18 protein-coding genes are annotated in these 17,639 nt (G+C 69.0%); 6 read left to right on the top strand and 12 right to left on the bottom strand.

The genetic code is table 11. The features are described from left to right. Positions 1-69: 69 nt before the first annotated feature. The 5 genes from ACIQ0W_RS01260 to ACIQ0W_RS01240 all read right to left on the bottom strand — a co-directional run bounded on the left by ACIQ0W_RS01260 (position 70) and on the right by ACIQ0W_RS01240 (position 3,933). Positions 70-717: a response regulator gene (locus ACIQ0W_RS01260; protein ID WP_396641156.1), complete on the bottom strand. Its 648-nt coding sequence runs from the start codon at positions 715-717 to the stop codon at positions 70-72. Between the two features lie 59 nt (positions 718-776). Further along, a complete protein-coding gene (locus tag ACIQ0W_RS01255; RefSeq protein ID WP_396641082.1) occupies positions 777-1,820 on the bottom strand; it encodes a sensor histidine kinase in 1,044 nt (347 codons plus the stop codon). Next, the gene (locus tag ACIQ0W_RS01250) at positions 1,790-2,059 is read right to left on the bottom strand and encodes a hypothetical protein (RefSeq protein ID WP_396641081.1); all 270 of its coding nucleotides are present in this window, start codon (positions 2,057-2,059) and stop codon (positions 1,790-1,792) included. Before ACIQ0W_RS01250 ends, ACIQ0W_RS01255 begins: the two co-directional genes overlap by 31 nt. 65 nt (positions 2,060-2,124) lie before the next feature. After that, on the bottom strand, positions 2,125-2,970 hold the full coding sequence (locus tag ACIQ0W_RS01245; RefSeq protein WP_396641080.1) for an exodeoxyribonuclease III: 846 nt from the start codon (positions 2,968-2,970) through the stop codon (positions 2,125-2,127). A gap of 9 nt (positions 2,971-2,979) precedes the next feature. Then, positions 2,980-3,933, bottom strand: a complete 954-nt coding sequence (locus tag ACIQ0W_RS01240) for a DMT family transporter (RefSeq protein WP_396641079.1) — start codon at positions 3,931-3,933, stop codon at positions 2,980-2,982. Between the two features lie 62 nt (positions 3,934-3,995). Between ACIQ0W_RS01240 and ACIQ0W_RS01235 the strand changes: the two genes are divergently transcribed. Together ACIQ0W_RS01235 and pyrE are read left to right on the top strand one after the other, a co-directional pair. Continuing rightward, on the top strand, positions 3,996-4,607 hold the full coding sequence (locus ACIQ0W_RS01235; RefSeq protein ID WP_396641078.1) for a TetR/AcrR family transcriptional regulator: 612 nt from the start codon (positions 3,996-3,998) through the stop codon (positions 4,605-4,607). 10 nt (positions 4,608-4,617) lie between these two features. Further along, positions 4,618-5,193 carry an orotate phosphoribosyltransferase gene (gene pyrE, locus ACIQ0W_RS01230; protein ID WP_396641077.1) on the top strand — a complete coding sequence of 192 codons (576 nt, stop codon included), beginning with the start codon at positions 4,618-4,620 and terminating at the stop codon, positions 5,191-5,193. A 233-nt stretch (positions 5,194-5,426) separates the two neighbouring features. On the opposite strand, the gene ACIQ0W_RS01225 is transcribed toward pyrE, so the two are convergent. Next, positions 5,427-5,999, bottom strand: a complete 573-nt coding sequence (locus ACIQ0W_RS01225) for a YdeI family protein (RefSeq protein WP_396641076.1) — start codon at positions 5,997-5,999, stop codon at positions 5,427-5,429. Between the two features lie 85 nt (positions 6,000-6,084). Continuing rightward, the gene (locus ACIQ0W_RS01220; RefSeq protein ID WP_396641075.1) at positions 6,085-6,915 is read right to left on the bottom strand and encodes an HAD-IIA family hydrolase; all 831 of its coding nucleotides are present in this window, start codon (positions 6,913-6,915) and stop codon (positions 6,085-6,087) included. Positions 6,916-7,028: 113 nt separating this feature from the next. On the opposite strand from ACIQ0W_RS01220, the gene ACIQ0W_RS01215 reads away from it, so the two are divergent. After that, positions 7,029-8,015 carry an SDR family NAD(P)-dependent oxidoreductase gene (locus tag ACIQ0W_RS01215; RefSeq protein ID WP_396641074.1) on the top strand — a complete coding sequence of 329 codons (987 nt, stop codon included), beginning with the start codon at positions 7,029-7,031 and terminating at the stop codon, positions 8,013-8,015. On the opposite strand, the gene ACIQ0W_RS01210 is transcribed toward ACIQ0W_RS01215, so the two are convergent. Together ACIQ0W_RS01210 and ACIQ0W_RS01205 are read right to left on the bottom strand one after the other, a co-directional pair. Then, the gene (locus tag ACIQ0W_RS01210; RefSeq protein ID WP_396641073.1) at positions 8,004-8,645 is read right to left on the bottom strand and encodes a metal-dependent transcriptional regulator; all 642 of its coding nucleotides are present in this window, start codon (positions 8,643-8,645) and stop codon (positions 8,004-8,006) included. The genes ACIQ0W_RS01215 and ACIQ0W_RS01210 overlap by 12 nt on opposite strands. Before the next feature lie 34 nt (positions 8,646-8,679). Next, positions 8,680-10,014, bottom strand: a complete 1,335-nt coding sequence (locus ACIQ0W_RS01205; RefSeq protein ID WP_396641072.1) for an Nramp family divalent metal transporter — start codon at positions 10,012-10,014, stop codon at positions 8,680-8,682. A 193-nt stretch (positions 10,015-10,207) separates the two neighbouring features. Between ACIQ0W_RS01205 and ACIQ0W_RS01200 the strand changes: the two genes are divergently transcribed. Then, on the top strand, positions 10,208-10,882 hold the full coding sequence (locus ACIQ0W_RS01200; protein WP_396641071.1) for a TrmH family RNA methyltransferase: 675 nt from the start codon (positions 10,208-10,210) through the stop codon (positions 10,880-10,882). Positions 10,883-10,970: 88 nt separating this feature from the next. Here the strand turns inward: ACIQ0W_RS01200 and ACIQ0W_RS01195 are convergent, their stop codons facing one another. Further along, positions 10,971-12,338 (bottom strand): MATE family efflux transporter, encoded by a 1,368-nt coding sequence (locus ACIQ0W_RS01195; RefSeq protein WP_396641070.1) that lies wholly within the window; start codon positions 12,336-12,338, stop codon positions 10,971-10,973. Positions 12,339-12,423: 85 nt separating this feature from the next. On the opposite strand from ACIQ0W_RS01195, the gene ACIQ0W_RS01190 reads away from it, so the two are divergent. Next, a complete protein-coding gene (locus ACIQ0W_RS01190) occupies positions 12,424-14,385 on the top strand; it encodes a M13 family metallopeptidase (RefSeq protein WP_396641069.1) in 1,962 nt (653 codons plus the stop codon). 37 nt (positions 14,386-14,422) lie between these two features. Beyond that, the gene (locus tag ACIQ0W_RS01185) at positions 14,423-15,340 is read left to right on the top strand and encodes a serine hydrolase (protein WP_396641068.1); all 918 of its coding nucleotides are present in this window, start codon (positions 14,423-14,425) and stop codon (positions 15,338-15,340) included. A gap of 169 nt (positions 15,341-15,509) precedes the next feature. Here ACIQ0W_RS01185 and ACIQ0W_RS01180 read toward each other — a convergent pair whose 3' ends face one another. Both ACIQ0W_RS01180 and ACIQ0W_RS01175 read right to left on the bottom strand, forming a co-directional pair. Beyond that, positions 15,510-16,091: a PadR family transcriptional regulator gene (locus ACIQ0W_RS01180; protein ID WP_396641067.1), complete on the bottom strand. Its 582-nt coding sequence runs from the start codon at positions 16,089-16,091 to the stop codon at positions 15,510-15,512. Positions 16,092-16,196: 105 nt separating this feature from the next. Next, entirely contained in the window at positions 16,197-17,606 is a 1,410-nt protein-coding gene (locus ACIQ0W_RS01175; protein WP_396641066.1) for an aminomethyl transferase family protein, read from the bottom strand. Positions 17,607-17,639: the final 33 nt, after the last annotated feature.

Genomic DNA, 17,639 nt, shown 5'->3' with positions numbered 1-17,639 from the left:
CGGGACATCCCCCGGGTGGCGGGTCTTCGTCCTCCGGCGTGCGGGGGAGGAGGGATCAGGCGATCTGGATCATGCGAAGCCGTTGCGGTGTGCCCAGACGACCGCCGCGACACGGTCGCGGGCGCCGAGCTTCTGCAGAACGTTGGAAACGTGGGTCTTGACCGTCGCCTCGCCGATCACCAGTCGCGCGGCGATCTCGGAGTTGCTGAGGGCCTGCGCCAGCAAGCGGAGGACGTCGACCTCGCGCTCGGTGAAGGGCGGGGCGTCGGCACCAGATGTGACACCAGCCGGCGCGCGCGTTCGACCGCCGGCGTTCGTGGCGTGCTCGGGTCCGCCGGCGAACCGCGCGATGACACGCCGCGTGACCTCGGGCGCGAGCAGGGCGTCACCGGATGCCACGACCCGGACCGCCGCGACAAGGTCTTCGGGGCCTGCGTTCTTCAGCAGGAATCCGCTCGCTCCCGCGGCGAGGGCCTGGAACAGGTAGTCGTCCCGATCGAACGTGGTGACGATCAGGACGGCCGCCGAGCTGTCGGGATCCGCCACGATGCGTCGCGTCGCCTCCAGGCCGTCGAGAACGGGCATCTGCACATCCATGCAGATGACGTCGGGGCGCTCCGTGCGCGCCTGGGCGACCGCGTTCGCGCCGTTCTCGGCCTCGCCGACGACGCTGATGCCGCCCGCGGCCTCGAGGATCATCCGGAATCCCGTCCGCATGACGGCATGGTCGTCGGCGAGGAGGACGCGGATGGGTCGCTCCGCCGTGCTTTCGGCGTTCACGCGAGTTCCGCCGAGGTTTTGCGGGGCACCCGGACGCGTACGAGGTATCCGCCGCGCGAGCGCGGTCCGGCATCGATCGTGCCGCCCGAGGCGCTCGCGCGCTCGCGCATGCCGACGAGGCCGAGGCCTCCGCCGGTGGGCACGCCGGAGCGGCCGGTGTTCGTGACCTCGATCTCGACCGCGTCGGGGCTGTAGCGCAGGCGTACGTCCGCGTGGGCGTCTGGCCCGCCGTGGCGTCGGGCATTCGTCAGCGCCTCTTGCACGATGCGGTACAGGTTGACCTGCACGACATCGGGCACCGGCCACGGGTCGCCGAGTTCGCTCAGGGTCGTCGGCAGGCCGGCGTCGACGGCGTGCTCGACCAAAGCGGGCAGTCCCGCGAGACGTACGGTCGAAGCGGCGTTGTCGGCGCCCTCGATGCCCGCCTCTTCGGGGGCGCGCAGGGTGCCGAGCAGGTGGCGCAGTTCGTCGAGTGCTTCGCGAGCGGACGCCTCGATGCCTGACAGCGCGCGCCGGGTCGCGGAAGGATCGGCGTCGAGCACGGCGCGGGCAGCGCCCGCCTGAACCCCCATCGCCGAGACATGGTGGGCGACGACGTCGTGCAGTTCGCGCGCGATGCGCAGGCGGTCGAGCGCCACCGCCTGCCGAGCGGTCACCTCGCGCTCCCGTTCCAATTGCGCGGTACGTTCGCTCAACTCGGCGCGCTTGCGGGCCGCCGCGTAAGCGTGATCCCCGAAGTAGTAGGCACCGCCGAAGTAGAGGGCGTTGATCAAGAACTGGATGAGCATGTAGGCGACATAGGGCGAGAACGCGCCCACGCGAGAGAAACCGTCGTCCACCGGTGCCGTCGCGCCCTGGAACGTCGTGACCAGCAGCCAGACGAACATGCCGGCGATCAACACCGCGCGCACCAGGGCGGCTCGGCGACGGTCGTCCACCCAGGCGCCCACCGTGTAGATGGCGATGAACATCGCGATGTTGCCGACATAGATCTCGGGGATGCGCAGACTCACGGCGACGAAGTACGCGGCGCACACCACGATTGCGACGCGACGAGCGACGGGAAGCGTCGCCGGAGGGCGAGCGGTGCCGTCACGATGACCGTGTACACCACGCCCCACGCGAGCGGCGCCTGCTCGTCGCCGTAGAATCCCGCGACCGACGTCAGCCACGTGCTCAACACTCCGCCGACGAGCATCGCGGCGGCGAGGAAGACGTCGGCCCGGAGGTCCGCCGACGTCGGCGTGCGTTCGGCGAACGGACGATCGGACTCGCTCATCCCTCAACGGTACGTCGCGGCGCTCGCCGGGACATCCGTCCCGCGGGGGAGACGGGGGGGGGGGGCTATCCGAAGATCATCGGGACGTCGTCCGAATCCTCCGCCGAGTCCAGCTCGAGGTCGACGACGACCGGAACGTGGTCGCTGGGGATTTCGCCCTTGCGCTCGTTGCGATGGATGGCTGCGCCACGGACGGCGTCGGCCACGGCGTGCGAGCCGAGGATGAAGTCGATGCGCAGGCCCTCGTTGCGGGGAAAGCGCAACTGCTTGTAGTCCCAGTAGGTGAAGCCGGTCGGTACGAGCGGACGAACGACGTCGTTGAGACCCGCCACCTCGAGGTCGCGGAACGCCGCGCGCTCGGGCTCGGACACATGGGTCGTGACGCCCGGCACCACCGTGGGGTCGCCGTTGTCGTCGTCGGTCGGCGCAATGTTGAAGTCGCCGACCAGCGCGAGCGCGGTGTCGGGGTCGTGGTCGAGGGTCTCGCGCGTGTACTGCGCGAGCGCGCTGAGCCAATCGAGCTTGTAGACGTAATGCGGGTCGTCGAGTGATCGACCGTTCGGGACGTAGAGGCTCCACACCTTCACCCCGCCGACGGTTGCGGCTATGGCGCGTGCCTCGAGCGGGGCATCCGTACCTTCATGCCCCTTCGCGAATCCCGGCATGCCGGGAAAGGAATGTTCGACGTCGGTCATGGGCAGGCGGCTGGCGATCGCGACGCCGTTCCACTGGTTGAGGCCGTGCGCCTCGACCGAGTATCCGGCGTCTTCGAACTGGGCGTACGGGAATTGGTCGGGTCGGCACTTGATCTCTTGCATCGCGAGCACGTCGATGTCTTCGCGCACCGCGAAGTCGACGGTGCGCTCGACGCGCGCGCGGATGGAGTTGACGTTCCAGGTGGCGAGCCGCATCACTCCAGCCTAAGAGGTGCCGGGGCCGCTCTCATGCGCGCTGTGCTGCTTGCTCGGATGCAGAGGGACCGGGGTGCGCGCCGGTTGCCCAGAGGAGGCGAGACGCGAGCTCGCGAGCACGACCGCGACCCCCGCTCCGCACAGGATGAAGCCGGCGAACGTGAGCGCGGTGAGGGGTTCGCCGAGCAGCAGGGCGCCCGCGATCGCGGTGGTCGGAGCGATGAGAAAGAGCAGCGCATTCAGGATCGTCACACCGACCCGGCGCAGCAGCCACCAGTACAGGCCGTACGCGGCGAGGGTCGGAGAGAGCGCGGCAAACACCGTCGCGATCCAGAAGGAGACGGATGCCGGGGGCAGAAGTGTCCCCGTAGCGCCCGCGAGCATTGTCATGCCGATCGCGGTCACGCACACGTGGATCGTCAGTGCCACGATCACGGGCGGCTGTTCGCGGGCGCGGCGCTCGACGAACGTGCCGGCGAGGAGGCAGGCCATCGCGAGGGCCGGTAGGGCGTAGGCGATCGGAGCAGCATCCGATCCACCGATCTGCGACTGCACCACGAGCACGACTCCCGCGGCACCGATGCCGAGGCCCGCCCACTGCGCGCCGCGCACCCGCAGTCCCAGCAGCGGGCCGACGAGCGTGGCCACGACGAGGGGTTGGACGGCATCGATGAGCGCGGTCGTACCTGTCGTGATGCCGACGGCGATCGCGCCGTACACGCTCGCGCAGTAACCGAACTGCGCGAACAGGCCGATCACCGCCTGGGTGCCGAGCTGGGCACGCGTGATGCCGCGCATCGAACCCGATGCGGAGGCGATCAGCAGGAGCGCGATCGCGACCGGGATGAATCTCCAGGCCAGCAACGTCGTGGGCGGGACATCGACCGTCGCGATGGCCGCGACCAGGAATCCCGAGCTCCAGGTGAGCACGAACGCCGTGGCAGCCACCGCCGTTAGGGCCACCGAAAGTATACCGATCTGTTTACTCACAGGAGTTGACTATACAGGTTGGTATACTTCTACGCATGACGAGCGACGCCCCCCTTCTGGCACCCCTCACCCCGGCCGCGCGACGCGTGTTGGATGCCGCATCCGTGCTCTTCTACGAACGAGGAATTCATGCGGTGGGTGTCGACACGATCGCCGAGACCGCAGGGGTGACGAAGAAGACCCTGTACGACCGGTTCGGGTCGAAGGAGGCCCTTGTGTTGTCGTACCTGCGTCACCGCGACGAGAGCTGGCGCGCGCATCTCGACGATCTGCTCGAGCGTGTTCCCGAGCCGGGGATCGACCGCATCTTGGGCATCTTCGACGCGGCCATCTCGTGGTCGGACGCGAATAGCCCGAAGGGCTGCAGCGCGATCAACGCGCGCGCCGAGATCGGCGACGGTCACGACGGTAACGCGGTGTTTCCCGAGGTTGCTCGGCAGAAAGCCTGGATGCTCGATCGATTCGCGGCGCTCTGCCGCGAGGCGGGGATCGCGGCGCCCGACGACATGGCGCAGCGACTCATGTTGCTCTACGAGGGGGCCATCGTCACCGTCGGCATGGAGACCTTCGCTCAGCCCTTCGACGTGGCCCGTTCCGTGGCGCGTTCGCTTCTGGAAGGTGCCGAGGCGGGCGCGTCGGCGCCCTAGACTCGAGCCCATGACCGCGTCGACACCCGAAATCGAAGCCGACCGCCAGCGGCTCATCGCCTTGATCTCGGACGAGGCGGTGTTCCACGGGGACTTCACGCTCTCGAGCGGCAAGCAGGCCAACTACTACGTCGATATGCGCAAGCTCACGCTCGATCACCGCGCCGCCCCGGCGATCGGCCGCATCATGCTCGACCTGATCGCCGACATCCCCGACGTCGCGTCGGTCGGGGGTCTGACCCTCGGCGCCGACCCGATCGCGAACGCGATCCTGCACGAGTCTGTGCACGCCGGACGCCCCCTCGACGCGTTCGTCGTCCGCAAGGAGCCCAAGGACCACGGGCGCGGGCGCCAGATCGAGGGAGCAGATGTCTCGGGCAAGCGCGTCGTCGTGGTCGAAGACACCTCGACCACGGGTCAGTCCGCCCTGAAGGCCGTCGAGGCCCTGAGGCGCGAGGGCGCGGAGGTCGTGGCGGTCGCCGTGATCGTCGACCGTGCCACGGGGGCGCAGGCCGCCGTCGAGGCCGCGGGCCTCGAGTGGCGCGCGGCGATCGGGCTGGCAGACCTCGGGCTCGACCCGCAGTAGTCGTTTCCGGGGCGTTGGGCGGGTCGCTTCGACAGGCTCAGCGACCGGGGGCGACGGCCCCTGAGCTTGTCGAAGGGTCCGCCGAGAACGAAAGCAGGTTCAGTCGCGGTCGTCGCGGTCGCCTCGGCGCCGCCACAGGGCGACGAGAAACGTCACCAGGCTGCCTCCAACGATCAGTATCGACACGGCGAAGATCAGGTCTCGTTGCGACATCGGTGCTCCCTCGGGTTGAACTAAGGCCGGCGGCCGGCGGCAGCCTCGGAAACGATCCGCGCGATGCGTGCCGTCCGGGTCTCGGGGCGCTTGGCGCTCGCGATCTGCGTGAGGCCGTAGGTCCGAACGGATGGCGGGAAGCCGTCCCACGCCGCGCGCGCCTGGGGCACGGCGTCGAGCGCCGCGGCGAACTCGGGCGGCTCGATCAGCGCCTCGGGGCCGTCGAGCATCGTCCACGTCCCGTTCGCCTTCGCGATCTCGACGGCGCGGATGCCGGCGGCCTCGAGCTGGCCCGACGCCTCCAGGATCTCGACGCGGGCCTTGTTGGTGCCCGCCCACCCGCTGCCCGCGCGCCGCGGGGCGAACCAGAGCCCGGATGTCTCGTCGTCGAACACGCGGACCGGACCGTCGATCCACCCGAAGCACAGCGCTTGCCGGATCGCCTCTTCGTACGGAATGTGGAGGTGGGCGAAGCCCTTGCGGCCACGCACCAGCCACACGCCCTTCGAGTCCGCATGGTTATCGGCGAGCCACGCACGCCAGGCGGCGGCATCCGCTGCCCGCACCCGCTCGCCGTCGTCCAATACGCCCATGCTCAGAAGATACCGCCGCGACGATACCGCCACACTCGGACATCGCGGGCGGTCATGCGCCCGAGTCCCGTGCGCCCGGGGTCGGTCAGATGACCTCGGGCAGCTCGGTCTCGGCAGGCTCCTCCGCGACCAGATCGGCGACCGAGTCGAGCACCTCGTCGGGTCGGAACGGGTAGCGCTCGATCTCGGCGGTGTCGCTGATGCCGGTCAGCACGAGCACGGTGTGCAGGCCGGCCTCGATCCCGGCGACGATGTCGGTGTCCATCCGGTCGCCGATCATGCCGGTGTTCTCGGAGTGAGCGCCGATCCTGTTCATGGCCGACCGGAACATCATCGGATTGGGTTTGCCGACGACGTACGGTTCCTTGCCCGTGGCCTTCGTGATGAGGGCTGCGAACGATCCGGTGGCCGGAACGAGCCCCGAGGGTGTCGGGCCCGTGGCATCCGGGTTCGTCACGATGAACCGCGCGCCCGCGTTGATGAAGCGGATGGCTTGGGTGATGGCCTCGAACGAGTACTGGCGGGTCTCACCGACCACGACATAGTCGGGCTGGGACTCGGTGATGATGTAGCCGGCCTCGTGCAGCGCGGTCGTCAGACCTGCCTCGCCGATCACGAACGCCGTGCCGCCGGGCAGCTGAGATGCGAGAAAGTCCGCGGTCGCGAGGGCCGAGGTCCATATGCGGTCCTCGGGCACGTCCAGGCCGGAGGCGCGCAGGCGCGCGCTCAGATCTCGCGGCGTGAAGATCGGGTTGTTCGTCAGTACGAGAAACGGGGTGCCCTGGTTGCGCCACTGTTCGAGCAACTCGGCCGCACCCGGAACCGGCCGGTTGTCGTGCACGAGCACGCCGTCCATGTCGGTGAGCCAACACTCGATGTCGGCCCTCGTGCGCGGGAGGATGCGTTCTGCGGCCATGCCGCCCAGCCTAGGCCGAATGGGTCGACTTGCGCCTGCCCTGGACGGGGTGCGGCGCCTCCTCCGGCCACGGCGTGCGGCGCATCGTCGCCGTCTGGCCGTACTGTCGAGACATGAGCGCCCGACGCGATCAGTGGAACCCGACATCTCTGCCCTCGCAGAACGACCGCGTGTTCCTCGTGACCGGGTCCAACGCGGGGCTCGGCTACTTCGCGAGCGAGCAACTCGCCCGCGCGGGGGCGCACGTCATCATGTCGGGACGAAACCCGCACCGCCTCGCCGCCGCCCGCGCGGCGATCGGCCGGCGCGTGCCGGGAGCCTCGGTCGAGACGCTGCTGCTCGACACCAGCAACCTGGGTTCGGTACGTGCCGCCGCGGCATCCGTCGGCGGTCGCGCTCGCCTCGACGGGGTGCTGCTGAACGCGGGCATCGTGCACCCGCCCCGCACGCGCGAGGTGACGGGAGACGGCAACGAGCTCGTGCTGGCGACCAACGTGCTCGGCCACTTCGCGCTCGCGGGGGCGCTGTTGCCCGTGCTCGAGCGCGCAGAGCGGCCCGCGCGGATGGTCTGGCTCGGCAGCCTGTCGACGGCCATGGGTTCGTACGATCCGGTCGACCCGCAGCTGGAGACGGATTACTCGCCGTGGCGGGCCTACGTGCAGTCGAAGGTCATCGCGCAGGCGCTGGGGTTCGAAGCCGATCGCCGGCTCCGTGCCCACGGCCGTGCGGTGCGAAGCCTGGTCGCCCATCCCGGATATTCGGTGAGTGGGCGCACCACCGGTATCCGGGGCGTCAACGAGCCCACGCGTGGCGCGCGCTTCGTGGACAACCTGCAGGCGGCGGTGACGCAGTCCAAAGAGCGTGGGGCCTGGGCACCCGTGCGTGCGCTCATCGATCCGGATGCCGAGGGCGGCACGTTCTGGGGCCCGAAGGGTGGGCTCAAGGGCATGCCGCGGACAGCGCGCCCGGCGGCGCTGACGGCCGATCCCGCGCGCGGCGAAAGGTTGTGGGCCTTCTGCGAAGAAGCCACCGCGGTGCAGTGGCCGTCCGATCGGGGATCGTCCGCTCGGAAGCCCGTGCGCCGTCGGTCAGGCCGATAACCACACGGCCGAGGCCGCGCCCTCGGGGAGCGTGATCGGCCCCGCGTCGCCCTCGAGGATCTCGCGCGAAACCACGCGAACGCTCGCCCCGACCTCGACGCCGCGTTCTTCGAGGTGACGCAGGAGCGGGGCGTCCCGATCGCTGACGCGCAGAACGCGGCCCTCGTGCCCCGGGGCGGCATGAGCGAGCAAGACGAACCTCACACGCTCGACCCGACCCTCGGCATCCGGAATCGCGTCGCCGTGCGGATCGAAGCGGGGGCGACCGAGACGCTCGTCGATTCCCTCGAGTAGCCGGTCGCTGATCGTGTGCTCGAGGACCTCGGCCTCGTCGTGCACCTCGTCCCAGCCGTACCCGAACTCGCGCACGAGCCAGGTCTCGATCAGGCGGTGCCTGCGGATGATGCCACTCGCGCGCTTGTGGCCGGCATCCGTCAGCGTCACGGGGCCGTACGGGCGGTGGGTGACGAGACCCTGCGCGGCGAGCTTCTGCACCATCTCGGTGACACTCGAAGGGGCGAGGCCGAGTTCGCCCGCGAGCTGCGACGGGGTGATCTGGCGATCCTGCCACTCGGTGTGGTGGTAGATCGCCTTGAGGTAGTCGTCGACCACGGCGCTCGGGGGTGCCATTGCCTCAGGGTACCGTCCGAGGATTACGGCGATGTCAGGCGCCGGTGAACACGAGGAACAGCAGCACCGCGTTGAGCGTGACCAGGAAGACGCTCGCGATGATGCCCCCGATCGTCGTGATGGGCCGGTTGCGGTATTCGCCGAGGGTGCTCTCCTGAGCGGTCAGCACCACCAGCGGGATGAGGGCGAACGGGATGCCGAACGAGAGCACCACCTGGCTCAGCACGAGCGCGAAGGTCGGATCGAACCCGGCGCCGAGGATCAGCAGCGCCGGGATGAGGGTGACGAGACGGCGGACGAGCAGGGGCACGCGCACGCGCAGCAGTCCGTGCATGATCTCGGCACCCGCGTACGCGCCGACCGACGTCGACGCGAGCCCCGAGGCGAGCAGGCCCACGGCGAACAGGGTCGCGACGAGCGGTCCGAGTCCGTCGCGGAGCGCCGCGTAGGCGCCCTCGAGGCTGTCGGTGCCGGGCACGCCCGCGAGATTCGCCGCCGCGAGCAGCAGGATGCAGAGGTTCACCGTGCCCGCGATGATCATGGCGATCGAGACATCCCATCGCGTCGCCCGCAGCAGGCGAGCCGTGCCGACGCCGCGAAGAGTTGCGAGCTGATCGCCCGCGTGGCGGGTCGGGGCGGGAGCGGGGGCTCCCTCGGTCGTGGGGCGCGGGGGAGCGAAACGGTCGCGCGAGAGCGCCGAGTGGGCGTAGATCGCGTGCGGCATGATCGTCGCGCCGAGGATGGATGCGGCGAGCAGCACCGAGCCCGCATCCTCGAACCGGGGCACGAGCCCGCCGACGATCCCAGCGGGATCGGGAGGCCCGACGAACACCCCCGCGGTGAAGCCGACGGCGATGATGATCATGAGGGCGATGACCGCGTTCTCGAACGGACGGGCACCGCGCTTGGACTGCACGAGCAGCAGGCCGATCGAGACGACACCGGTGATCACGCCGCCCCACAGCAGGGGGATGCCGAAAAGCAGGTTGAGCGCGACGGCGCCGCCGATCACCTCGGCCACGTCGGTGGCCATCGCGACGAGCTCTGCCTGCAGCCAGTAGGCGCGGCGGGCCCAGCGGTTGCGCAAACGTCGGCCGAGCACCTCGGGCAGGCTCTCGCCCGTGACGATGCCGAGCTTGGCCGAGAGGTACTGGATCAGCCAGGCCATCACGTTGCCGATGACGACCACCCAGACGAGCAGGTACCCGTACTGGGCGCCCGCCGTCATGTTGCTCGCGACGTTGCCGGGATCGAGGTATGCGACCCCCGCCACGAGTGCGGGCCCGATCAGCCACGCGACCTTCGGAGTGCTGACGGCACCGCTCGCCTCATGCGTTGCGCCCTGTTGCGCTGTCGAATTTTTCGGCACACCGAAACCCTAGCCATATTTCGGCACGCCGAAAAGTGCTGGTCGTCGGTGAGTGCACGGGTTGTTTCCGAATGTACGACCTGCGCGCGGTGCAGAACCCATGCGCTCGGCACGAAGTCGTGCACTCGGGCCCGGCTGTTGAGCGAGGAGCGCGGAGACGGGTCGACACGACCTGCCCGGATACGCTGGCCCCGTGACCGACCAACCCGCGCCCGAGATCGAACCCGAGGCGGAGCCCGAGCGCGAGGCGGACACCACGGTGGGCGTCGGCCCCTGGCCGGGCGGACCGGATGCCTGGCCCGACGACCCGCGCTTCGACCCCGTTCTGCTCGCCGAGGGGGATCGGCGAAACGTCGTCGATCAGTACCGCTATTGGTCGATGGACGCGATCATCGCGGATCTGGACGAGCGGAGGCATCCGTTCCATGTCGCGATCGAGAACTGGCAGCACGACATGAACATCGGATCGATCGTCCGCACCGCCAACGCGTTCCTCGCCGAGGCCGTGCACATCATCGGCCGCCGGCGCTGGAACCGCCGCGGGGCGATGGTCACCGACCGCTACCAGCACGTCATCCACCACGAGGACGTCGCGACCTTTGCGGCTTGGGCAGCGGAGCGGCGGCTGCCGATCGTCGCGATCGACAACGTCGAGGGATCCGTCGCGCTGGATCGGTCGGACCTGCCCGAGCGGTGCATCCTGATCTTCGGGCAGGAGGGTCCCGGGCTCTCGCCCGAGGCGCTCGCCGCGGCATCCTCCGTCGTCGAGATCACGCAGTACGGCTCGACCCGCTCGCTCAACGCGAGCGCCGCGGCCGCCGTCGTGATGTACGACTGGGCCCGCCGCTACGCCTCTTCCCCTTCCTGACCCCCACCCCGCGCGCGAAACTTCACCTGTGTCACATTTCTGGGCCCCAAAGGTGACATAGGCGAAGTCTCGCGCTCAGGCGAGGGGATCAGTGCGCGCCGACGCGCTGCCAGGCCGTGCCGCGGACGCGCCAGCCGAGCGTCAGCAAGCGCGCGCACAGGTACACGCCGAAGAAGGATGCCGCGAGCCACGCGAGCCCGCCCGCGCCCGCGACGCCGGTCGCCGAGACGATCACCAGCGCGGGCAGGAAGACGACGAGGTTCACCACGCCCGCGAGGGCGAGATATGCGGCATCGCCCGCCCCGATCAGAACGCCGTCGAGCACGAACACCACGCCGGCGATGGGCTGCGCGATGGCCAGGACGAGCAGGGCCGGCAGGATGAGCGCGGCGAGCGCGGTCGATCCCGTGAACACCAGCCCGATGGCACCCGAGAACACCGCGATCACGGCCCCCACGATGACGCCGAACCACACGCCCCATGCCACCGTCCTGCCGAGCACGCGCCGCACACCCGCCGCGTCGCCCGCGCCCAGCCCTTTGCCGACGAGGGCCTGCGCCGCGATCGCGAGCGCGTCGAGGGCGAAGGCGGCGGCCGAGAAGATCGTGAAAACGACCTGATATCCGGCGAGCTCCTCCGGCCCCATGGCCGTGGCGACGACGACGGTCGACAGCAGGGCGACGCGCAGGCTCACCGTGCGCAGGAACAGCCACCCGCCCGAGCGCGCCGACCCGCCGATGCCCTCACGTTGCGGGCGCAGGCGCGCCGAGTGTCGGGACGCAAGGCGCCCGATGACGACGACGTACGCCGCGACCATCGCCCACTGCGCGATCACCGTGCCGATAGCGGATCCCGCGATCCCCCATCCCAGTCCATAGATGAGCAGGACGTTGAGCCCTGCGTTCGCGGCGAACCCGATGCCGGCGATCCACAGCGGCGTGACGGTGTCCTGCATCCCGCGCAGCAGGCCCGTCGCGGCGAACACGATCAACATGGCCGGCAGCCCGCCCATCGACAGCCCGAGATAGATGCGCGCCTGCTCCGCGACTTCGGGTGTCGGGCCGAAGACGCCGACGAGCGCCGGGGTGGCGAGCCAGCCGCCGAGAGCCAGCACGGCCCCCACTCCGAGCGCGAGCCACATGCCGTCGATTCCCACCGAGACCGCGCGGGACGGGTCGCCGGCGCCGAAGCGGCGCGCGACGGCCGGCGTCGTGGAGTACGCGAGGAAGATCATCAGGCCGACGATCGTCTGCAGGACGGCCGAGGCGATGCCCAGGCCCGCGAGCGGATCCACGCCCAGGTGCCCGACGAGGGCCGCGTCGACGATCAGGAAGGCGGGTTCGGCGACGAGAGCGCCGAGCGCCGGAACCGCCAGGCGCAGGATGTCTCTGTTCAATCCCACGCTGTTCAGTCCAGCTGACGGCGCTCGTTCGGCGGCGCGCTCGGGATCGGTCACTCCCCGAGCCTAGGAGGGTTACCCCTATTCGGCGCGCCCGGTCAAGGGGATACCGCGGGTGTCGTCGCGCCCTATTCTGGAACGTATGGCCGACGCGCTCCGCTCCGGTCTCGCGCTTGATGATTTGAGCTCCGAGATCCGCCCCCAGGACGACCTTTTTCGCCACGTCAACGGCGGGTGGCTCGAGAGAACCGAGATCCCCGACGACAAGGCGCGCTGGGGGTCTTTCCACGCTCTCGCCGAGCAGGCCGAAGAGCATGTGCGCGAGATCATCGAGCAGTCACAGCTCGCCGAAGCAGGCACGGAGACGCGCAAGATCGGTGACCTCTTCACGAGCTTCATGGATACCGAGCGGATCGCCGAGCTGGGCGCGAGCCCGATCGCCCCGCAGCTCGAGCGCATCGCCGCGATCGAAGACCTGAGCGGCCTGCTGACCGTCATCGGCGACCTCGAGCGAGAGGGCGTCGGGGGACTCCTCGGCCTGTACGTCGAGCCAGACCCGGGCTCGCCGGACCGCTACGTCCCGTTCTTCCTGCAGGGCGGCATCACCCTCCCCGACGAGAGCTACTACCGTCTGCCGAACTTCGCCGAACTCCGACTCGCGTACCGCGCACACATCGAACGGATGCTGGAGCTCGCCGGTGTCGCGGATGTCTCCGCCACCGCGGACCGCATATTCGCGCTCGAGACCGAACTCGCCACCCACCACTGGGACAACGTCAAGAGCCGCGACGCGGTCGCGACCTACAACCTGATGACCTGGGACGACTTCGTGGCTCTCGCCGGTGTCGATCTCGCGCCGTGGCTGTCTGCCGTCGCGCCGGGGCACGAAGAGGCCTTCGCCGAGGTCGTCGTGTCGCAGCCGAGCTTCGTCGAAGGACTCGGACCGCTCCTCACCGAAGAGCGGCTCGAGGACTGGCGTGCCTGGCTCGCCTTCAAGGTCGTCCACGCCGCCGCCGCGTTCCTGTCGGACGAGTTCGTCGCCGAGAACTTCGCGTTCTTCGGAACACAGATGACCGGCGTGCCGGTCAACCGCGAGCGCTGGAAGCGCGGCGTGAGCCTGACCCAGGCCGCCCTGGGTGAGGCGATCGGCAAGGTCTACGTCGAGCGTCACTTCCCGCCCACGGCGAAAGAGGCGATGGACGAACTCGTCGCGAACCTCATCGAGGCCTACCGGCAGAGCATCACGGACCTTCCGTGGATGAGCCCCGAGACGCGCGAGCGCGCGCTGGAGAAGCTCGACAAGTTCACACCGAAGATCGGCTACCCCGATGTGTGGCGCGACTACGACGCGCTCGAGATCGACGCCGCCGACCTCGTGGGCAACGTCCGGCGCGCTCACGTCGCCGAGCACGACCGCCAGCTCGCCAAGGTCGGCGGCCCCATCGACCGCGACGAGTGGCACATGACGCCGCAGACGGTCAACGCGTACTACAACCCGTTGATGAACGAGATCGTGTTCCCCGCGGCGATTCTGCAGTACCCGTTCTTCGACGCCGATCGCGACGCCGCCGCGAACTACGGGGGCATCGGCGCAGTCATCGGCCACGAGATCGGGCACGGCTTCGACGATCAGGGCAGCCGGTTCGACGGCGACGGGCGTCTGCACGACTGGTGGACGGATGCCGATCGTGCCGCTTTCGAAGAGCGCACATCGAGTCTGATCGCGCAGTACGACGGCTTGTCGCCTGTGGGTCTTCCCGAGCATCACGTCAACGGTGCGCTGACGATCGGCGAGAACATCGGCGACCTGGGTGGCCTCGGCATCGCGCTGAAAGCGTACGAACTGTCGCTCGGGGGCGAGGAATCACCGGTCATCGAGGGCTGCACCGGCACGCAGCGGCTCCTGTTGTCGTGGGCGCAGGTCTGGCAGCAGAAGGGACGGGATGCCGAAACCATCCGTCTGCTGACGATCGACCCGCACTCGCCCAACGAGTTCCGCTGCAACCAGATCGTCCGGAACATCGACGCGTTCTACGACGCTTTCGACGTGACGGCCGACGATGCCCTCTGGCTCGATCCAGCGGAACGTGTCACGATCTGGTGACACCCCTCTCATAACCTGCATCGGAAGGACGCCCCTCGTGGGTACGCCGCCTGAGCCACTCCGGGACGCATCGTCCCGGCCTGGGTCGCGCCGCGGCGCGCATCGCACGAACCGCCGCGCCGCTGCCGGCCGCCGCTCCTTCGCATCATCGCTGAAGGCGCTCGACGCGCTCGCTGTGTCGGGTGCTCGCGTCTCGGTGCATGTGGCAGATCTCGACACCGACAAGATCGTGCTCGCGGGGGACGACTTCCTGACGAGCCCGATCGGCGGTCTCGGCATCCTGCCGCTCCTCATCGAGGTCGCCGCCCGTTTCGATGACGGATCGCTCGACCCCCTCGAGATCGTCGAGCGCGCCCGCATCGAGCAGGTGGAGGGTGCCGGGGTGTGGCGCCATCTGCGTGCCCCCGCGCTGCCGCTCTGCGATCTCGCGGTGCTCGCCGCCGCGACGGGCGATTCGCTTGCGGTGAATCTGCTGCTCGACCGCGTGGGTCTCGAGAGCGTCCACGCCCGGATCAAAGGGCTCGGGCTCGAACGCGTGGCACTGCTCGACCGCCTGCGCGACCGTCGCGGCCCCGACGATGCACCGCACTTCGCTCTGGGTTCGGCTCGCGAGCTCGCCGGGCTCTTCGCTGCCATGGTCAACACAAGCCTCGTCAACGCGGCCGTCAGCGCGCAGGTTTCGGAGTGGTTGAGCCTGAACGAGGATCTGAGCCTCGTCGCATCCGCCACAGGTCTCGATCCCTTCGCGCACGAGGACGACCACGGGCTGCTGTTCGTGAACAAGACGGGACGGGATGCCGGGGTGCGTGCTGAGGCGGGTGTGCTGGCCGGCCCCCGCGCGGGTGTCGCCTATGCTCTCATCGTCTGCTTCGACGACCTCTCGATCGCGCACCGCTTGCGCGCGCATGACGCGTTCCGCACGCTCGGCGTCGACCTGATGGAGTACGTGTACTGAGCGCCCCGGGCGGCCCTGCTTCGAACCCGCGCGTTCACCACCTCGCCGAAACACCCTTTTCGCGTCGAGACACCCTGTGGCGAGGGGTGTTTCGCCGCAGATGGGGTGTTTCGCCCGAATGGTGCCAGCTGTGCGCAGAGGGCAGGGGTGGCGAGCGCTGTGCGGATGCCTAGGACTCGAGCGCGTCGACCAGGTCGAGGCCGCGGCGCGCCCACTCGATCTCGCCCCGCGCGCGGTCGACGAGGCCCTCGTAGGCGAAGCGCTTGTACGCCACCGTGCGATCCTGCTGCTCGGGAGGAGTGACGGCGAGGCGGCGCATCAGCATGGGGTTGTCGCGCGCGTCGATGCGGCGGAGCTCCCCCTCCCACTGCTCGAGCTCGCTCTCCCATTGCGCGATGTGCGCACGCAAGAATGCGCGAGCTTCGTCGGGTGCCGCGACCTCGAGATACGCGGCGCGCAGGTGCGCGGGATCCCGAACACGCTGATAGTCGAGCGGTGCGGCCATCCAGGCGACGAACGCGGCGTCACCCGCGGGGGTCACATGGTAGACGCGGCGGGTGCCGCGCTCACCGCGCAGCTGATCCTCGCCCTCGACGAGTCCCTCGGACTCCATCTTGCGCAATTCGGGGTAGATCTGGGAGTCGGGGGCATGCCAGACGTGGCCGACCGAAAGCGAGAACTGCTTCTGCAGGTCGTACCCCGACTGCGGGCCCACGCGCAGGAGGGCGAGCAGTGCGTAACGCAGGCTCATCTGTCCTCCTCTTCGACGGTCACCCGAGGTTAGCAATCCCGCAGTGCGGGAATGGTGCGAGGGGGCCCGAGCTGTCGCCCGGACCCCCTCGGGTCAATCAGCTACTCAGTCCGAGTAGCCCGTGCGCCAACCGCCCTGGTACGTCGCGCGGGCGACGGTCGAGTAGGGGATCGGGCTGACCACGGCGCGGACCTCGGTCTGCTCGTGCGGCTCGACGGAGGCCTTCTTGGTGCCGCCGTTCGGCTCGCCCCAGACGACCTTCAGCTCGGTGCCCTCGGGTACCGACGGGTCGATGGTGGCGAGGGACAGGCCGCGGCGCTCGTTGGAGGAGTAGCCGGTGAACATCGAGTAACCGACGACCGTGCCATCGGCGTCCACGACGGAGTCGTAGTTCGCCGAGCCGTAGTTGGCCAGCGGCAGGTCGAAGAACTTGTAGTTCGGGCCGTCGACGTTCAGCAGCGACGTCCAGACCTTGCCCAGGTCCTCGGCGTCCCAGGCCAGCGTGACCTTCTTGCGCTGCGAGCTCTGGTCCATCTTCTCGAGCGCGTCGCGACCGATGAAGTCGTGGTCGAACTTCACGAACGAGCCGTAACCGAGCTCCCACGGCGTCAGGTAGTAGTCCTCGATGTTGTCCGACACGAACGAACCGGCGAGCGTACCGGTCGCCTCGTAGCTGTCGGCGGGCAGCCACTCGCGGTAGGCCTGCTCCTCGGCGCCGGTGTAGATGGCGGGGAGGGGCGAGGGGATCCAGCCCGACTCGAGCGTGTTCGAGGGGTAGGCGCGCGATCCGACGGGCAGCAGACCGAACTCCTGGCCGGCCTCGACGATCAGGTCGCGGATCTGGTGGTGCTCGGCGTACGGGCCCCAGATCTCGAGTCCGGGTGCTCCGGCCATACCGTGGCGGAGTGTGCGGACGTTCATGTTGCCGATCTTCATCTCGGACATGTTGAAGAAGCCGAGCTTCTCGAGCGGTCCGCCGTTGAGCTTCTCGATGACGGCCCACGCGTTCGGGCCCTGGATCTGGAAGCGGTAGTACTTGCGCGAAACGGCATCGCCGTAGGGGCGCGAGGGCGAACGGCGGTCGACGACGACCTCGAGGTTCTGGTATCCGCCGGTCTCGCCGTGGAACATCAGCCAGTTCGATGCGGGCGCGCGGCCGACGTACACGTACTCGTCCTCGGCCTCGCGGAAGAGGATGCCGTCACCGATGACGTGACCCGACGCGGTGGTCGGAACGTACTGCTTGGCCTTGTTGACCGCGAAGTTCGCGACCGAGTTGATCGCGGTGTCCGAGATCAACTTGATGGCATCGGATCCCTTGAGGAACACGTTGTCCATGTGGTGCGACTGGTCGTAGAGCACGGCGGTGTCGCGCCAGGCCTTCTGCTCCTTGATCCAGTTCTGGAAGTCGGCCGGAACGACCGGGTAGATGTACGAGCCGATCTGCGAGTTGCGCAGGAGTTCGACGGGGCTTCCCGCCGCGTCGATGACTTCCTGCAGGTTCTTAGGTGCCACGTTGGACCTCTCTCTTTGGGGATGCGAGCGGGT

Origin of the sequence: Microbacterium sp. (assembly GCF_044340635.1) — a bacterium.
Lineage (GTDB): Bacteria > Actinomycetota > Actinomycetes > Actinomycetales > Microbacteriaceae > Microbacterium.
The sequence above is the reverse complement of the archived record's forward strand: the minus strand, read 5'-3'. Positions and strand labels throughout refer to the sequence as shown.